The sequence below is a fragment of the bacterium genome, assembly GCA_019695305.1.
GTDB lineage: Bacteria > UBA10199 > UBA10199 > UBA10199 > JAIBAG01 > JAIBAG01.
On sequence record JAIBAG010000002.1, the window covers coordinates 104,485 to 121,020 of the forward strand.

Annotated in this window: 19 protein-coding genes; 10 read left to right on the forward strand and 9 right to left on the reverse strand. The window is 43.2% G+C overall.

Annotated elements, in window-relative coordinates:
• Positions 1-7: 7 nt before the first annotated feature.
• From K1X76_01920 to alr, 3 genes are all read right to left on the reverse strand, one after another.
• The gene (locus K1X76_01920; protein MBX7147816.1) at positions 8-748 is read right to left on the reverse strand and encodes an ABC transporter ATP-binding protein; all 741 of its coding nucleotides are present in this window, start codon (positions 746-748) and stop codon (positions 8-10) included.
• Positions 749-848: 100 nt separating this feature from the next.
• A complete protein-coding gene (locus K1X76_01925; GenBank protein MBX7147817.1) occupies positions 849-1,628 on the reverse strand; it encodes an ABC transporter permease in 780 nt (259 codons plus the stop codon).
• Entirely contained in the window at positions 1,628-2,755 is a 1,128-nt protein-coding gene (alr, locus tag K1X76_01930) for an alanine racemase (protein ID MBX7147818.1), read from the reverse strand. Before alr ends, K1X76_01925 begins: the two co-directional genes overlap by 1 nt.
• A 51-nt stretch (positions 2,756-2,806) precedes the next feature.
• Here alr and K1X76_01935 point away from each other — a divergent pair, with 51 nt between their 5' ends.
• Positions 2,807-3,565 carry an MBL fold metallo-hydrolase gene (locus K1X76_01935; protein MBX7147819.1) on the forward strand — a complete coding sequence of 253 codons (759 nt, stop codon included), beginning with the start codon at positions 2,807-2,809 and terminating at the stop codon, positions 3,563-3,565.
• Here K1X76_01935 and K1X76_01940 read toward each other — a convergent pair.
• Together K1X76_01940 and K1X76_01945 are read right to left on the reverse strand one after the other, a co-directional pair.
• On the reverse strand, positions 3,554-3,922 hold the full coding sequence (locus K1X76_01940; GenBank protein ID MBX7147820.1) for an ArsR family transcriptional regulator: 369 nt from the start codon (positions 3,920-3,922) through the stop codon (positions 3,554-3,556). The two genes, K1X76_01935 and K1X76_01940, sit on opposite strands and share 12 nt — an antisense overlap.
• Complete coding sequence (locus K1X76_01945) at positions 3,903-4,217, reverse strand: hypothetical protein (GenBank protein MBX7147821.1); 315 nt, start codon at positions 4,215-4,217, stop codon at positions 3,903-3,905. Before K1X76_01945 ends, K1X76_01940 begins: the two co-directional genes overlap by 20 nt.
• 169 nt (positions 4,218-4,386) lie before the next feature.
• On the opposite strand from K1X76_01945, the gene thiS reads away from it, so the two are divergent.
• From thiS to K1X76_01975, 6 genes are all read left to right on the forward strand, one after another.
• A complete protein-coding gene (thiS, locus tag K1X76_01950) occupies positions 4,387-4,587 on the forward strand; it encodes a sulfur carrier protein ThiS (GenBank protein ID MBX7147822.1) in 201 nt (66 codons plus the stop codon).
• Between the two features lie 2 nt (positions 4,588-4,589).
• Positions 4,590-5,708, forward strand: coding sequence for a glycine oxidase ThiO (thiO, locus tag K1X76_01955; GenBank protein MBX7147823.1), 1,119 nt, complete (start codon positions 4,590-4,592; stop codon positions 5,706-5,708).
• Positions 5,705-6,484, forward strand: a complete 780-nt coding sequence (locus K1X76_01960; protein MBX7147824.1) for a thiazole synthase — start codon at positions 5,705-5,707, stop codon at positions 6,482-6,484. The genes thiO and K1X76_01960 overlap by 4 nt, the downstream gene beginning before the upstream one ends.
• A gap of 86 nt (positions 6,485-6,570) precedes the next feature.
• Positions 6,571-7,023, forward strand: a complete 453-nt coding sequence (locus K1X76_01965; GenBank protein ID MBX7147825.1) for a hypothetical protein — start codon at positions 6,571-6,573, stop codon at positions 7,021-7,023.
• Positions 7,024-7,104: 81 nt separating this feature from the next.
• Positions 7,105-8,433: a phosphomethylpyrimidine synthase ThiC gene (gene thiC, locus K1X76_01970; protein MBX7147826.1), complete on the forward strand. Its 1,329-nt coding sequence runs from the start codon at positions 7,105-7,107 to the stop codon at positions 8,431-8,433.
• Positions 8,434-8,482: 49 nt separating this feature from the next.
• The gene (locus K1X76_01975; protein MBX7147827.1) at positions 8,483-8,683 is read left to right on the forward strand and encodes a DUF4911 domain-containing protein; all 201 of its coding nucleotides are present in this window, start codon (positions 8,483-8,485) and stop codon (positions 8,681-8,683) included.
• On the opposite strand, the gene K1X76_01980 is transcribed toward K1X76_01975, so the two are convergent.
• Entirely contained in the window at positions 8,680-9,384 is a 705-nt protein-coding gene (locus K1X76_01980) for a hypothetical protein (protein MBX7147828.1), read from the reverse strand. The genes K1X76_01975 and K1X76_01980 overlap by 4 nt on opposite strands.
• A gap of 217 nt (positions 9,385-9,601) precedes the next feature.
• Here K1X76_01980 and K1X76_01985 point away from each other — a divergent pair, with 217 nt between their 5' ends.
• The gene (locus tag K1X76_01985) at positions 9,602-12,994 is read left to right on the forward strand and encodes a hypothetical protein (protein ID MBX7147829.1); all 3,393 of its coding nucleotides are present in this window, start codon (positions 9,602-9,604) and stop codon (positions 12,992-12,994) included.
• A 38-nt stretch (positions 12,995-13,032) separates the two neighbouring features.
• On the opposite strand, the gene K1X76_01990 is transcribed toward K1X76_01985, so the two are convergent.
• From K1X76_01990 to rlmN, 3 genes are all read right to left on the reverse strand, one after another.
• Positions 13,033-13,704: an enoyl-CoA hydratase/isomerase family protein gene (locus tag K1X76_01990; protein ID MBX7147830.1), complete on the reverse strand. Its 672-nt coding sequence runs from the start codon at positions 13,702-13,704 to the stop codon at positions 13,033-13,035.
• 139 nt (positions 13,705-13,843) lie between these two features.
• Positions 13,844-14,026 (reverse strand): hypothetical protein, encoded by a 183-nt coding sequence (locus K1X76_01995; GenBank protein ID MBX7147831.1) that lies wholly within the window; start codon positions 14,024-14,026, stop codon positions 13,844-13,846.
• Positions 14,027-14,442: 416 nt separating this feature from the next.
• Positions 14,443-15,519: a 23S rRNA (adenine(2503)-C(2))-methyltransferase RlmN gene (gene rlmN, locus K1X76_02000; GenBank protein MBX7147832.1), complete on the reverse strand. Its 1,077-nt coding sequence runs from the start codon at positions 15,517-15,519 to the stop codon at positions 14,443-14,445.
• A 310-nt stretch (positions 15,520-15,829) separates the two neighbouring features.
• On the opposite strand from rlmN, the gene K1X76_02005 reads away from it, so the two are divergent.
• Entirely contained in the window at positions 15,830-16,012 is a 183-nt protein-coding gene (locus tag K1X76_02005; GenBank protein ID MBX7147833.1) for a CPXCG motif-containing cysteine-rich protein, read from the forward strand.
• 16 nt (positions 16,013-16,028) lie between these two features.
• Positions 16,029-16,535, forward strand: a complete 507-nt coding sequence (locus K1X76_02010) for a thermonuclease family protein (protein ID MBX7147834.1) — start codon at positions 16,029-16,031, stop codon at positions 16,533-16,535.
• The last annotated feature ends 1 nt before the right edge of the window (position 16,536 follow it).

Here is a 16,536-nt window from a genome sequence, read left to right on the forward strand (position 1 = left end):
CTCCCTTTTACATTTCATTGCCCAAAGCCCTGCCTTCCAAAAAGTTTTTCACAAAGGCATGATTTGAATTTCTAAAAGTATTTTCATCGCCCTCTAACAGCACTTTTCCCTCGTATAACATGGCTACTTTATCGGCAATTTTAAACGTAGCTTCAATATCGTGAGAAATAACCACCGAGGTAATACCCAATGTTTTTTGAGTATTTAAAATAAGCTGATCAATGGCATCGGTCATGATGGGGTCTAAACCTGTTGTAGGTTCATCATATAATAAAATTTGCGGCAAGAGTGCAATGGCGCGTGCCAAGCCCACACGCTTACGCATACCACCCGAAAGTTCACTCGGTAATTTGTGGTCTATATTTTTAAGCCCCACCAATTCTAAAACTTCATGCACACGGTTTTTAATTTTATTTTCGGTAAAATTGGAATGCTCACGCAAGGGAAAGGCCACATTTTCAAAAACATTCATCGAATCAAACAACGCCGCATTTTGAAAAAGCATCCCAAATTTTTTACGGATGTCGGATAAGGCATAGTCATCAAGTTTTGGCACCGAAATACCGTCTACAACTACATCGCCACCATCGGGCTTTACCAAACCCATCATGTGTTTTAAGAGCACACTTTTCCCCTCGCCGCTTCTTCCAATAATAACGGTAATTTTTCCTTTGGGAATCACAAGATCCACGCCTTTTAGCACGGCTTGAGGCCCAAATGATTTTTGGATGTTTTTTAATTCAATCATGCTGCGTTGTAACCCCCTCCCGTCCTCCCCCTTAACCTAAGGGGGAGGGGCTAAGAAAGTCCCCCTCACTTAAATTAAGGGAGGGGACAGGGGTGGGTTACTAATTTTTAAAAATTTCCAAAATCCACTGCGTTAAAAAATAATCCACCACTAATATAGTAACCGATGCATACACCACCGCACGCGTAGTAGCCTTACCCACTCCTTCGGCACCACCTTTGGTTTTATAACCTTGGTAACAACTAATCATGGCCATTAAAAAACCAAAAATAACGGCTTTTACTAATCCACCATACACATCATCCAATTCTACATAGTGCTCGGTTTTAGCAATAAACGGCCCTTCGGGAATATCCAGCAACCCCACTCCCACAAAATACGATCCCATATACCCCACAAAATTAAAAACCACGGTGAGTAACGGCGCCATAATCATACTGGCCACAACGCGTGGAACAACAAGATAGTGATAAGGATTAACCGCCATGCTTTCTAGCGCGTCAATTTGCTCGGTTACGCGCATGGTTCCCAATTCGGCAGCCATAGACGAACCCATGCGGGCAATCATCATAAGGGCTGTAAACACGGGGGCAATTTCGCGCGTGAGTGATAAACCCACGGTAGAACCCACCATAGTTTCGGCATTAAATAAACGAAAGGCATAACCGGTTTGAAGTGCAAACACGGCTCCTGTAAAAAGGCTAACAAGTAAAATAATAGGCGTAGAATCAACACCAATAGTGTTGAACTGGCGCAAAAAAAGAGGGAGGCGAAAAGGTTTTTTGTGAACCCAGGCAAAAAAGTTTTTGGCAAACCCGGTAAAAGTACCCAGCTCGGCAGCCAAGTTCCACAACACTAGTTTTAGGCTTTCAAGATGCATCACATCCCCAAATAAATTCTTGGCACGCGAGATGATATCCCGCAAAATATTTCGTAAGAAATTGTTTCGGCCCAGGCCGCAATTTCTTCGGCTCTAATCCATTCGTTTCCTTGCTTGCCCATCAACACCACTTCATCCCCTATTTTTACTCCTGGCACATCGGTAACATCGGCCATACACAAATCCATACACACTCGTCCAACAAGCGGTACACGTTTACCCGCTATTAATACACAAGCTTTATTAGAAGCAAGCCGTGGATAACCATCGGCATAACCTATGGGCAATACCGCAATAAGACTCTCACGCGCGGTAGTAAAAGTGGCGCCATAGCTAATACCATGACCCGCAGGCATATTTTTAAGACTTAAAATTTTTGTTTTAAGTGTCATCACCGGTTTAAGTGCGGCTTTATCACGCATACTGGCATTAGGATAAGCCCCATAAAGCATAATACCAGGACGCGCTAACTCGTAACTTTCTATAGGGCGCGTTAACAGAGCCGCCGAATTGGCAATATGATACACGGGCACATCAAGCCCTTTTTCTTTAAGAATATTTTGAAGGCGTGAAAAAAGCAGGTATTGCCTGTCGGTGGGCTCGCTATTATCTTCATCGGCTCGTGCTAAATGCGTGAGAACGGCATCTACGGTAATGGCACTGTTCTTTTTAAGAGTCTCTACCATTTCTTCTACCTGCGATGGCAAAAAACCCAAACGACCCATGCCCGTGTCTATTTTTAAATGCACGGCCATTTTTTTACTACTTTGTTTTAAAAAAGCGCCTAAACGAACAATATCATCCATTTGATGTAAAACCGGTTTAAGACGAAATTCATTAAATTCGTTAAGCGACTCGCTGAGCAAGCCATTTAAAATAACAATTTCACCCTGAATACCCGAGTTTCTAAGCTCCATTCCTTCTTCCAGAGTGGCAACTCCCAAAAGAGTAACCCCCTGGGCTTTAAGCGCCCTAGCGCACATTACCGCCCCATGCCCATAAGCATTAGCCTTCACGATGCCCATAATTTTGGTGTGAGAACCCGTTTTTTCTATGGCAATTTTCACATTGTCGCGAAGAGCGGTTAAGTTGATTTCAGCAAGGGTAGGACGAAAGTGTATAGACATTATCCTTGCGTTTATAGGTTGTTTTCCGTTATCTGACAACTATTCGTTTATATGACAAATTCTATCCATTTTATTGGTCACGCCTCGGTATTGGCTAAATTGGGCGGCCAAAATTTTTACATTGATACTAATTTTTCTACCAAACTATTGGGTGTATCTAAGCGCCAAATTCCTGTGGGTATTGATTTAAGTAATTTGCCTCAACCCACAGCTCTACTGGTAACACACGCCCATTACGATCACCTCGATTTACCTTCGTATAAATATTTTTCACAAAATATTCCTATTATATGCCCAGAAGGCTTAGGCAGCCTTATTTCCAAATTTTTGCACAACCCTGTTACCGAACTTAAATCCGGCAGCACGCACACTTTTGGTGATGTTAGCATTCATGCCGTTCCTACCAAACATTATGGTTTTAGGTTATCGGGCCTTACTTACAGAAATTGTTTGGGCTATGTCCTGGAACATAAAAATCATACAATCTATCATCCCGGCGATACAGCCTACGGCCCTCATTTTAAGGAAATTGGCCAAAAATTTAAAATTGATACGGCTTGTCTGCCTATTGGTGCTTATCGCCCTTTGTGGATCATGAAAAACCGCCACATGGGACCCGAAGATGCTTTGCAGGCTTTTGATGACCTGCAAGCCAAAGCCATGATCCCTATTCATTGGGGCAGTTTTAAACTGGCATTGGATGGGCTTAACGAATCGCTCGAAATTCTTAAAACCAAAATCAGCGGCACTCCCATGGCTTCCAAAATAAAAATCTTAAATGCCGGAGAAAAACACCCGCTAAATAGTTAGTTCAAACGTAATTTGATCATACAGTAAAACGGGTTTTTTTTGGCCTCTCGCACCTTTAGTCTCTTCCATTTCTACAAGCCCTATTTGCGATAAAAAATTAAGATCATCCGCTACGTTTTTAATGTCTTTTTTTAACCCTTTGGCCACCTGATAAATAGAATGCGGTTTATCTGTTTTAATATAATGCAATAGCTTAAGCCTTTCGGGCGTCAGTATTTTACGCATAGCTTCCATATCTTCAAAATAAACACCTTCTTGCGGTTTTACTTTTTTTCCGGCCTGAATTTTCTTTAAAACATCCGCAACATTTTTAAGACTGTCTTTTAACGAACGAATTTTAAATTTTTTCACTTTCATTTTTTATCCTTTCTACATCTTGCTCAAAATCTTTAATCAACTCATCAATACTCTTAAAAGCATATTGTCTTTCCTCGTATCCATAATGCACATGTGGACCTTTAGGAAAATGATTATCATATCCAACAAGTACCTTCCCATTTTTTACATAAAAAAATGAATATCGAAATCCAAAAGGGTACTGGATAGATACTGGGATTTTCCATACTTTCATCTCGGTAATGGAACCGTCTTTATAAATGTTTTTGTCACGTAATATCGATATTGCTTTCATATATAGGGTATCATAGGCCAAACATCAAGCCAAGACCCCTTTTTACAAAGCAAGGAGCATGCCAAAATTAAATAACTGATTTTTATAGGATTATTTTTTAAATTAAAATACAGAGTCTCATTTTCGGACTGCCACAATCTCAAAATCGGACTCCCTTGACATCGAGGCCCAATAGGAGTTAGCAAGGGTCATGGATATTGTGGTGAATGGTAACCATCAAAAAGTAGAACATGGTACTAGCCTTTTAGCGCTACTGGAACACTTACAGGTAAACCATTCCAATATTGCAATAGCCATTAACGAAAATATTGTTCCAAAATCGGAATATACAACTAAATTATTAAACCATGACGATAAGATTGAAATTATCCGTCCTGTGGGGGGAGGCTAAGTATGAGTAACCCCATTGTTGTTATTGGCGGTGGCGTTATTGGCTTATCTATTGCCCATCATTTGGCCTTTAGACACCAAGATGTTCTTGTTGTTGAAAAAAATACCTGTGGCAGCGGTGCATCGCTTAAAGCAGCCGGGATGATTACGCCTGCATCGGAAGTGGTATTTGGTGAAGAAAAACTGCTCAATCTTTTCATAGAAAGTCACAAACGCTACCCCGGTTTTGTTAAAAAACTCCAAACCCTTTCCGATTTATCGGTAGATTTTATTGCCAACGGTTCTCTTACCGTAGCACTCGATCAGGATGATTTAAAAGAAATGAACCGGATTTTTGAATTTCACAAAAAACTGGGATTGCCGGCCGAAAAATTATCTAAAAAACAATTATTGCAGATGGAGTCTTATCTTACGTCCGATTGTGTAGAAGCCCTTTATAGTAATAACGAGTATTGTATTGATAACCGCAAATTGGTTAATGCTTTGGTACGCGCCATTAAAGTACAGGGCGGAAAAATTTTGGAAAATACCCACGTTACTTCTATCGCTCGCGAAAAAAACGGTGAGTATATTCTCCATAACACCAGTACTCCTATTAAGGCTTCGCAAGTAGTGCTGGCCAGTGGTGTAGAAACATATCCATCCAGCGAACTTACTAAAAATATACCGGCCCTGCGCCCTGTAAAAGGCCAGGCTCTGGAATTAAAAACGGTGCTGGACCATCCCATTACACGCCCTATCCGCACCATTCATCGTTTTCCCATGTATTTGGTGCCCCGAAGCGACAATCGTTTAATTTTAGGCGCCACCAAAGAAGAAATGGGCTTTGATGCCCGGGTTACCGCGGGGGCCATGCTAGAACTTATTTATGCTGCCTCGCGTACGCTGCCCATGGTAGAAGAAATGGAAGTATTAAGCAGCTGGGCTGGTCATCGTGCGGCTTTTCGTGATCATGCCCCCGTGTTAGGCCCCATTGACGATGAAAATTTTGTACTGGCCTTGGGTTTTTACCGTCACGGCATTATGCTCACCCCTCTTATTGGAGAAATTATTGCCGATTACTTAACCGAAAGAAAATATTCTCCCTTTATGGATGAATGGGGGATGGGCCGTTTTAAATGAACGATTTACTCACCATAGCCGGAAAAAGTTTTTCTTCTAGATTGCTGCTGGGCACCGCCTCCTATCCCAATTTAGATATACTGACACGTGCCATAGAAGCATCCGCCACACAAATTTGTACAGTTGCCATCCGTCGCATTAATTTAGCTGAAACAGGTGATGAAGGTTTGATCAAATTATTAGTCGATAAAAAGCTGCATCTTTTACCCAACACTGCCGGCTGCTATACAGCCCGCGAAGCCGTGCTCACCGCCAAACTCGCGCGTGAAGCTTTAAACACCAACTGGATTAAACTAGAAGTGATTGGCGATAAATATTCGCTCTATCCCGATACCCAGGAACTGTTAAAGGCTACCGAAGAATTGGTGAAAGACGGGTTTGTGGTGTTGCCCTACACTACGGATGACCCGGTAGTGGCTAAAAAATTATGCGATGCGGGAGCGGCTGCTGTAATGCCCTTAGGAGCTCCCATTGGCAGTGGGCGTGGCATTGTTAATCCTATCAATATTGAGCTTATTAAAAAACAAAGCAGCGTGCCGGTTATTTTAGATGCCGGCATTGGATCGGCCTCGCACGCAGCTTTAGCCATGGAATTAGGCTGTGATGCCGTGCTTTTAAACACCGCCGTTGCGAACGCTCAAAACCCGGTATTGATGGCTGGGGCTATGAAAGATGCGGTTAATGCCGGCAGAGCCTGCTTTTTAGCCGGGGCTATCCCACAAAAAAAGATGGCCACCCCTTCCAGCCCCACCAAGGGAAAAATAAACTGGTCTTAAAAATTCTATAAAAAATCACGCAACTTTTTTCTTGAACAGCCGATATTAATTATGCTGACTGATCAGCTTATTTATAAGGAGTTGTTATGACATGGTTTTTAGGCGGCGCAGGCCCTATTACTGGAGTATCAATACCATTAAATGGAGAGGCTCCCAAACTTACTTTTGGGGTTGATGCTAGACTCACTTATCCTTTAGAGCTCCGTAACGGTCATCATATTCAGTTTACTCTTCAAGCCGAACCAACAGCACTAATCCCTACTACCGCTAGCCCTGTTCAAGGCGCATTTCCTGTACGTGTGGGCGCCGAGTATGCATGGCCTACACCCGCAGCCAATTCTCATGCGGGCGTAAGTCTTTTGGCTGGTCCTTCATGGCATACTGCTGGTGGCCCACCCGTTGCTGATATAAAAACAGAAGGTCACTATAGTACACATTTGTTTTATGGAGGACCAACAGTCACAGTAAGTGCCCACACGGGGAATTCTTCCGTACCTGCAGCCATAAGCGCAGGAGCAGGCTGGCTGTTTCAATTTTAAGGAATCGCTTTAAAGCCATAAATCCAATTATTGACTCCCTATTCATTCCATGATTTAGAAAACCACTAACGAAAGGTTTTTATGCGCGCGGAATGGATTTTAAAAAGAAAACAAGACAAAACCCCCACTCAAATTTTTTATGCCCGTCATCATGTTATTACCGAAGAAATGCAGCACGTGGCTAAAACCGAAAACTTATCGCCCGAATTTGTGCGCCAGGAAATAGCAAAAGGCCGCATGATTATCCCGGCCAACAAAAATCACAAAAATTTAGTCCCTATGGCCATCGGCATCGGCAGCCTGTGTAAAATTAATGCCAATATCGGTAACTCGGCTGTTACCAGTAAAATTGATGAAGAACTCGAAAAACTGCACGCGGCCGTTCATTTGGGTGCCGACACCGTGATGGATTTATCCACCGGCGGCAATATTCCCGAAATACGCAAGGCTATTATTGAAGCGAGCCCCGTTCCTATTGGTACGGTACCCATTTACGAAGCGTTAAGCCGTGTTAAAAAAGTATCGGATCTCAATATTGATATCATGCTAGAAGTCATTGAAGAACAGGCCGAACAAGGTGTGGATTACATGACCATCCACGCCGGTGTGTTAGAAGAATTTTTACAATACATCCCCGGCCGCATCACCGGCATTGTAAGCCGCGGTGGTTCCATGCTGGCAAACTGGATTAAACACAACAAAAAAGAAAACTTTTTATATACGCATTTCGATCGCATCTCGGAAGTTTTAGCCAAGCACGATGTGAGTTACAGTTTAGGCGACGGTTTACGCCCCGGTTGTTTGGCCGATGCATCGGATGAAGCTCAATTTGGCGAATTAAAAGTGTTGGGCGAACTCACCTTAAAAGCCTGGGAAAAGAATGTTCAGGTGATGATTGAAGGCCCAGGCCATGTTCCCGCCGATCAAATTGAAATGAACGTGAAAAAACAAATGAAGCTGTGCCACGAAGCACCCTTTTATGTGTTGGGACCTTTGGTGACAGACATTGCTCCCGGTTACGATCACATCACCTCGTCTATTGGGGCCACCCTGGCCGGAACAGCTGGTGCTGCCATGTTATGTTACGTGACTCCTAAAGAACATTTAGGACTTCCCAACGCCGAAGACGTGCGCCAGGGTGTGGTGGCTTATAAAATTGCGGCCCATGCATCGGATGTAGCGCGTCACCGTTTAGGTGTACGTGATCGTGACGATGCTCTCTCTCGTGCCCGTTACAATTTTAAATGGAAGGAACAGTTTGCTCTTTCGCTAGACCCCGAAACCGCCCAGCGTATGCACGACGAAACCTTGCCGCAAGACTCTTTTAAAGAAGCCCATTTTTGTTCCATGTGCGGCCCCAAATTTTGCAGCATGAAAATTACGCAGGATATGGATAAGATTGCTGTATAACAAAAAAATGATTTACCTCTTTTACAGAGTCCCGCACGAGCATCTTTGCATGATTAAATTTTTAATCGAGGCCTATGAAAATTTAATGGATATTTCGACGGTAGAAAACTATCCCACCGATTCTAAAATTCAAATTAGAGTGGCGTCGGACTTTTTAAACGATTGTCTGGATATTTTAGCCGATATGGAAAAACGTTTTCCCATGACACGCCTAGATGACAATCAAACCGTGTCGCAGGGTAATTATTAGTCATCCACCAACTGCGGCAATCTTAAAATAACATAAGGCTGATTGGCCCAATAACCACTGTCATAGCTGGCAAGGGCCGGCCCCGTGCTTGTTTGCGATCCATAAAAAGTTTTAGCATCCGGATCATCAATAATCCCTACATGTGATGGAAATAATATAACATCTCCTGGCAACACTTCTTCAGAACGATCTACTCTTACAAAACCCTGCGCTACCCAACCCTTCTCACCTACCTTAGTATTCACATATTGAGCATCTGGGGGTAACGCATTACTTTCGCCAAGCACTCTAAACACAAAATGCGAACAATCAATGCCGCGTTTATTTTCTGAATCGTATTTTAATCCCAAACCCACAATACGCTTGCACGAATCTAAAATATTTTCTCGAATACCGTCTTCCTCATTTATATTTCCTGTATCGTCTACCACCTCTTCCTGAGTAATTTCGGAGTCTAATAAAGAAACAGAATCAGCCTGCGAGGGTGTTGCTTGTGGTACGTCGGGAATAACAGAAGAAACAGGATTTCCAAAAAGCTTACTCGCAAACGAACACGAGCCCGTTGTTTTAGGTACAAACAAATAAGCCGCCCCCAAAGCGTACGATGTAGAACTCTGAATAAATTCCTTTTCGCTTTCCGGAAGAAACGGATCACCAGCAGGAGTCTCAGAGGGGCCAGATTGTGGGCGCACGTAGACCATAGGGCCTAAAAATGCAAGCCTCATGCCATATAAATACCTTGAAATTATTATATTTTTTTATATTTTAGGCACAATTTTGGTGAGTAAAACCCTCAAGCTGTGGATTAACCCCTACAACATAAAATAAGCATATAAATCAGGCTTTAAGCTCTTATTTTAAAAAAATAGCACAACTTTTAGACTGGTCTGGTCGATAATAAAACCGGATGGACAACTTATGACAACATCATTATCATACTCCGACTTAAATCTTCCTCAAAACCTTGAAATGCTCAGCTACGATGAGTTTCAAAATTGGCTTTTAGATCCTTTTTCCAACAGCACCCAACTGGGCATGCGCGAACAATTTGAACTTACCCAGGCCATTCAACATGCCTTTTCGGGTTACATGATTGGAAGACCCAGCCCTGAAGAATTTATGGCTGTGCTCGCTACTATCCCGGGTTTTCAAAAAACATCGTTAGGCAGTGGCACGTGGATGAATTTATCGCACTACACAGATCATCTTGCCCCTACCCCTAGTTTCACAAGCCCACAGGTTGAGTCACGCTATAGGCAAGAAGCGCAACGTACAGAACAAGCAGACATTCAGCAACAACCACAAATAGCCTTTAACCGTCTCAAAGATTTAGCACTCACTCAATTAACGGCAGGTAAAGCAGATTTTGAAAGCAAGCTATCCCCTCAAAAAGGAGTTAGCCCAATTACCGTCCATTTATTTGCAGCTTTTTTAAGAGGTTATTTTTCAAATAACCCCATGCAAAGCTACCACAATATTGAAGCCATTCTTAACGCCTACAATTTACCGGGCAGTGGCATCCAACGCATGCAGGTAATATTAGAAACACAAAATGCTTTAAGACAAGCTCTTCATACTTTAAATCCGGATCAAAGAAAAATTCTGAAAGAATTTATGGGAGATGTTTCCGAAACGTTAACACCTCAGGAAATTGCACTAGCACCTGTTGAAACCGATCTCTCTGGTATTGTGCTTGATTTATTAAACGATAATTTACCTATTCGCGCAAACCTGGCACAGTTTGAAAACAGTTCTCATAACCAAGATATAATTAGACCCCTCTTTATTCGTGCAAAATCACAAATTGAAGAAACCATACAAAGCGTAGAAAGTTTTACCGATCCACATTATCTATACGATGTTCTATGTTTTTTTGAATCTACCCCAGGACGCGCTCGTGCTTTAGAAACATTAGGATTAAGCGAAAACGATTTAACTTTAGCCAAAGAGAGTGAGGAAAAACCCCATAACATGTCGGCTAGTACCTGGACTTTAGCCAGGCTAATTACACAACGGGCTAGCAATGTTCAAAATTTATACTATTTATGCGTGGGTGCCAGAATGGTTGTATCTTTAGCAGCAGCCTATGCTTTAGCACCGGCCTATGGCGTTGCTTTTGCCGTAGGCGGAGGACTGGTTCAGTGGGGTTTAGAAGCACGCGATGCAGCCGCCCAACGCCAAATGCAAGAAGCGCTATATTATTCTGGTGGCGAAGCAAACGGCTTAACATCGTTAGAGAGCGTGGAAAGCAGGCGTGGTTATGAAACCGGTACTCACATAGCAGGCCTTACATCCACAGCAGCCGGCATGGTAGGAGCTGGAATTGTTTATAAAGATCCTGGTTTGATAATACCCGCCATTAAAGAAGCCACTCAATCGGGTATTGAAGGCGGTATAACGGCCGTTGCCGATCCCCGCGTGTGGGCAACAGAAAATCCGGAACGAAATATTGCAGAACGTGCAGCGCTGGCGGCTGCCATGGGTGCCGGGGGTGCACTATTGGGCCGTAGTTTAAGACGCGCCATAGAAACAAGTGCAACAGCTCGCGTGGCACGTGTTCCCGCTTTAGAAAATCATCTTCCCGGCCTGCCCGCCAGTAAACTGATTGAATTGGAAGAATTAGCCCAGGCAAATCCTCATACAGAAATTTCTATTCTAAAAACAACTCATCATGATGGCAGCATCACATATGAATTAAGACCAGGAAAAAAAGACGAAACTTCTTCTACCACATTTGGTGACAATGAAGATGCCGGTGGCATCGACGAGTTTTTTGGAACCGAATTTATAGGCCATGTGCAACCTGGCCAAAGTATGCCATCGGTTATAGATTTTAAAATTTTTATCGCCCGTGCCTTAAATGAAGCAGAGCGTAAAAATGAAAGTCAAAGTTTTACGCACACAGTGTTATCACGCAACAACCAAGGCCAATGGACTAGTCAAAAATTTACCATCACAGCAAATCAAAATGGTAATGTAGAATTAAATAACTACGGCAACAGTGTACTTAATAATTCTTTTGAACAAGCGCTGAATGAGGTAGTACCAAATGATGCAGGTCGTATGGCTGCCTCTCCCGATAACCCTGAAAACGGGACTGGCCGCAATTTAGAACCTACTCTTCCGGATGATGCAACACCACAAGGCTCAAGCGCGCGACCAAATAGAATTATCGGCATATTGAGAGTTAGTGGTGGCACTTATAGAAAGGGTCAAGACGTTAAAGTATTTTTAAATGATAAATGGGAAACCATGCACATCATGGGACATAATAGAGATGCACAAACTGTTTTATTAAGACCTACAAACGATGATGCAGTGAGCGGGAAAGATCTTACAGTACCGGAAAATATTTTTAGTTCATGGCAAAAAGGTGATCCAGAAATTTTTGCTGTACCCCCACCAAGGAATGCACCAGCAGGCGCATTAAGTGCACCTCCCCCGGCAATAACACCGCCAAAGCCTAGAGAGCGTTGGGTAGCGATACCTCACGCAGCAGCACCAGAGCCTGTTGTTCCCGCTGCACTAGCAGATAAAAGACCAACAAGAATAAGAGTAAGAACGCCCTCATCAGAAATCTCAAGTAGCGCAACAAATACAGCAGCACCTCCTACCACATCCGTAGACTTAAACAAAAAAAGGATATGGACTCAAGATGAGCTTAGAGCCTTGTCAGAAAAAGATGCTATAACAGATCCAACACCTACGCGGATATTTTCTAAAGAACAATTAGATGCTGCGAGAGCCGCTGCTGCATCCTCGGACACCGAAGACACTTTACCTGCTGGTAATACTTCGGATCATGCTGGCATTTGGCGAATAGATGATCTCAGGAGATGGGCTGAAGAAGGAATAGCTCCAGATACTGCTGCAGGAGCTAGAGTTGCAAGACCTAGCCGTGAATCCGATACTGCAAACTCAGTCAACACAGGTTTTACACCAAGCGAAATAATAGTGACTACCGCAGTTGGCTCCGCCATGGGGGCAGCAGCAGTAGCAGGCAGTGCAGCGGGCTATTACACCTACCAAAGTTGGCAAAATGAAGAGACAACTCAAATAAACGAATTCATCGAGTTCTATAAACCAGGTAAGGTTGTATCAATTAAGCTCGATCCTGCACAGAATACATTACAAAGCGGGTGGGTAATACTTGGAATTCAAAGCGAACAACAAATAATATTGGTAGGTCAATTAATTGAAAGCCAAGAAGCTCCTGAAAATGCAACAGTGACAACAATAGGCAACAAAAAGTACTACACATTTTACCTTGATAGGAATCAGGTTTTTGTGATGGCTGATGACATTCAATAGGCAGGTAAATTACCTGCGGGTCGTCAACGCTTAACAGGCTACAGACCTGCACGCGCTATCAAATCCCTTTTTAACCCCTGTTTAATAGCCCAATACGTGGCTCTATTTTTACCGGCCAACACAGTGGCCATCTCCATGGTTTTTCCCCACAGTTCCGCTTCAGGAAAAGCACCGTCCACAATTTGTTTTGCGGCCGCTTCACCACCACCAATGCGCCGCCCGGTGTAGGCTAAATCGTTAAGCGCTTGTTTGTTGGGCAAAAGCTGAATGATACCCTGCATCACATCGGTAAACGGAATATTAATATCCACTTCGGGGAAACAAAAAAATCCTTTATCGGAACGCATGAATTTAAAATCGAATCCACACGAGAGTATAGCCCCGCCACCAAAAGCATGGCCGCTGATATTGGCAATGGTGGGCACACGGAGAGTAGCCCATTTATACAGCATTTTATCGATGAGCGGTTTAAACGTGTTGATATAATCCCCAGGCTGCGTCATGAGCCATTCTAGATTAATACCATTACACCAAAATTTGGGATCGGAACTTGTAAGCACCACACAGGTATCATCGCTACTTTTTTCAATTTCTTCCAAAACAGCAATGTGCTCGCGCAACACGGCATCGGTAAAGGTATTGGCGGTTTTGCCATCGTTCATGGTAACAACAGTAACTTTTCCTTCTTTGGTAACGTTTAAGACAGACATGCAACTCTCCTATTTAAGTTTTGATTTTTTTATCTGATTTAGACGGAATGTCAAACGCGAATAAAATGAAAAAGGGCGTTCTTTTGGAACGCCCTTCTTCTCTTAAGGAGATACAACAAAAATTTTACGGGTAAAGATTTTACCCGTCGTTAGCGGCCTTGGTATGCTGCACCATGATGGCAATATCGTTGGTTAAGGTGCGCTGGTTTTGGCCCATGAGGCTGTTAAAAAATTCTACAATCTGGTCTTCGGTACGTTGGGTTTTTACAAAGTTACGGATCACGCGGATGGTTTCGATCCAATTTTCAACAGTTTCATTCATGCAATCCCCTTCCCTTTTTAAAGCCTTCCTCCCTCTCTATTACAAGTTACGTGCCACACCCTCATTCGAGGGTTTATTATTTAAATATTTGATTTTTAATGATTTTTTTAAACGCAGCGCGTAAGGTTCACACGGAGATGGTAAAGAATGACGTCAAAGAATTGTCCTAGGGGAAAAAAGATTCTCTTCAAAATGAAAGGCTAAAACATCCAATCTCAAAAATAAGCCAGCAAAAGCACCAGGCCTATGGTGTTTCTTTTTAAATTTTTTAAAAATGTGCGACCTGCCTTAAAAGGGCTTACCCCCCACCACCCAAAGGACTTTCTTTCAGAAACGGTAAGCCCGTCATCTCATAGATAGTCTCCACATTTTTAAAAAATTTAAAAAGAAACACCGGAGGGCGGTCTAGCAAAACTCTAAACCAGTTCGGAGGGAGCAGGCTGATACCCACTATCGGGTTTAATGAATTCGGCTTTATTGGTGGCGAGCTGCCCGCAAGCCCCCAAAATATCACGACCACGCGAGCGACGTATATTAGCCACAAATCCTTTATCAAGCAGAATTTTCTGAAATTTAAAAATCCAGGCATCGGGCGGGCGTTTAAAGGGTGAATCGGGCGATTCGTTAAAAGGGATAAGGTTAATTTTGGCCTTCATTTCGCCCAAAAGTTTAACAAGCCTCTTTGCATCATCCAGCGAATCGTTCACTCCATGCAACATCACATATTCAAAAGTAATACGGTTACGTTTGGGTAACGTCATGCGCTTACAAGCACCCAAGAGATCTTTAATGGGAAACTTTTTATTGATGGGCATGATGGCATCTCTCACTTCATCAGTCGTCGCATTAAGCGAAATAGCCAGTTTTACCGGTGTGGCATCACCAAATTTTTCAATCTGAGGCGCGATTCCCGAGGTAGAAACCGTAATATGCTGACGTGAAAAATTATAGCAATCTTGGTCGAGAAGAATCTCGAGAGAAGCATAAAGATTTTTAGTATTAGCCAGCGGCTCGCCCATGCCCATAAAAACCAAATTGGTAATACGTTTATCGGCACCCACATCACGCGCCACAGCACCCACCTGATCAACAATTTCAAAAATACTTAAGTTGCGCTTTAAACCCATCTGGGCGGTTAAACAAAATTTACAATCCATGGCGCATCCCACTTGAGACGACACACACAGCGTATTGCGTCCTTCGGAGGGGATAAAAACCGATTCCACGGTAGAACCATCGGTCATTTCCAGCAAATATTTGCGGGTTCCATCGGATGATTGCTGATAAGTCATTACCGGTATGCGTGGGATCTCAAAGTTTTCTTTTAAAAGATCACGTACTTCTTTTTTAATGTTGGTCATCTCATCAAAAGAAGCCACCTGCTTTTGATAAAGCCATTTTTTTACTTGGAGCGCCCGATATCCTTCAAGCCCAAGCTCTTTAAATTTCTCTGTCAGCTCCGGAAGGCTTAAGGCCTTTATGTTTATCTTTATAGGGGCTCGCGTCGCCCCCTCCACCGGCAAAGCCGACTGGAGCCTCCCCTTCAACGCCCCTTTGGGGCTTGTTAAATTAGTTTTTTCCACAAGACGGGCACCATAGCCAATATATGAGGGGTTTGTAAAGAGTAACCCACCCCTTTCCCCTCCCTTAACCTACCCCAAAGGGGCCACTTCGAGGAGGGAGGGGAACTTACTTAGCCCCTCCCCCTTAGATTAAGGGGGAGGACGGGAGGGGGTTACTCACCCGGATTCGTAACCTGTGGATTTTTGTTGATTTTTAGTAGGTATCGTTGTTTCTGAAACCATGAACGAAGAACTATTCGTCCAATGCCCTTATTGTTGGGAATCTTTTGCTGTTGAACCCGAAGCAGTGGATGGCGTTGTGGAGTATGTGGAAGATTGCCATGTATGCTGCAACCCCATTGTGATCACTATTCGTTATTCCGAAAATGGGAGCGAAGTGACCGCCACCCGCGAGAATGATTAATACCATGAAAGGACTTATGCGTTTTATTTTTATCTGTTTATTACTTGTGAGTTTTAATGTGCAAGCAGCCGACTGGAAAAATTTTAAATATACCGTTTACCGCGTAAGCGACGGCGACACCATTACCGCCACCGATGGCAATGTACGCTTTAATGTGCGTATTGCAGGCATGGACGCCCCGGAAAAAGCCCAGCAATATGGCAAAGTGGCTTCCATGAAAATGAGGGAACTGTTAGATAATAAGGAAATTCAAATAGAACCCGTAGCCAGTGGGCGCGACATGTATGGCCGTGTTTTAGCAAAAGTGTATGTAAATGGAAAGGAAGTGGCTTTAAATTTAATTGAAGAAGGCTATGCCACCTACTACCGCCCCAAGTGTGAGGATTATCCGGCAAACGATAAAAATTACGATTACGACCCCAGGCCCTATGTAGAGGCCGAAAAAAAGGCGCGCGCCAATAAACTAAATTTTTGGAGCGTAAAAGGCCCTCTCCCATGCGAATTTAGAAAAAGTAAAAAATAAG

What these genes read in the sequence shown, in the direction of transcription:
- K1X76_01995 (MBX7147831.1), bottom strand. Translation starts at nt 14,026, where the DNA reads ATGAATGAAACTGTTGAAAATTGGATCGAAACCATCCGCGTGATCCGT.
- thiO (MBX7147823.1), top strand. Translation starts at nt 4,590, where the DNA reads ATGAGTAACCCCATTGTTGTTATTGGCGGTGGCGTTATTGGCTTATCT.
- K1X76_02010 (MBX7147834.1), top strand. Translation starts at nt 16,029, where the DNA reads ATGCGTTTTATTTTTATCTGTTTATTACTTGTGAGTTTTAATGTGCAA.
- K1X76_01925 (MBX7147817.1), bottom strand. Translation starts at nt 1,628, where the DNA reads ATGCATCTTGAAAGCCTAAAACTAGTGTTGTGGAACTTGGCTGCCGAG.
- K1X76_01985 (MBX7147829.1), top strand. Translation starts at nt 9,602, where the DNA reads ATGACAACATCATTATCATACTCCGACTTAAATCTTCCTCAAAACCTT.
- K1X76_01975 (MBX7147827.1), top strand. Translation starts at nt 8,483, where the DNA reads ATGATTAAATTTTTAATCGAGGCCTATGAAAATTTAATGGATATTTCG.
- thiS (MBX7147822.1), top strand. Translation starts at nt 4,387, where the DNA reads ATGGATATTGTGGTGAATGGTAACCATCAAAAAGTAGAACATGGTACT.
- K1X76_02005 (MBX7147833.1), top strand. Translation starts at nt 15,830, where the DNA reads ATGAACGAAGAACTATTCGTCCAATGCCCTTATTGTTGGGAATCTTTT.
- K1X76_01935 (MBX7147819.1), top strand. Translation starts at nt 2,807, where the DNA reads ATGACAAATTCTATCCATTTTATTGGTCACGCCTCGGTATTGGCTAAA.
- thiC (MBX7147826.1), top strand. Translation starts at nt 7,105, where the DNA reads ATGCGCGCGGAATGGATTTTAAAAAGAAAACAAGACAAAACCCCCACT.
- K1X76_01965 (MBX7147825.1), top strand. Translation starts at nt 6,571, where the DNA reads ATGACATGGTTTTTAGGCGGCGCAGGCCCTATTACTGGAGTATCAATA.
- K1X76_01920 (MBX7147816.1), bottom strand. Translation starts at nt 748, where the DNA reads ATGATTGAATTAAAAAACATCCAAAAATCATTTGGGCCTCAAGCCGTG.
- K1X76_01990 (MBX7147830.1), bottom strand. Translation starts at nt 13,704, where the DNA reads ATGTCTGTCTTAAACGTTACCAAAGAAGGAAAAGTTACTGTTGTTACC.
- alr (MBX7147818.1), bottom strand. Translation starts at nt 2,755, where the DNA reads ATGTCTATACACTTTCGTCCTACCCTTGCTGAAATCAACTTAACCGCT.
- K1X76_01960 (MBX7147824.1), top strand. Translation starts at nt 5,705, where the DNA reads ATGAACGATTTACTCACCATAGCCGGAAAAAGTTTTTCTTCTAGATTG.
- K1X76_01940 (MBX7147820.1), bottom strand. Translation starts at nt 3,922, where the DNA reads ATGAAAGTGAAAAAATTTAAAATTCGTTCGTTAAAAGACAGTCTTAAA.
- K1X76_01980 (MBX7147828.1), bottom strand. Translation starts at nt 9,384, where the DNA reads ATGGTCTACGTGCGCCCACAATCTGGCCCCTCTGAGACTCCTGCTGGT.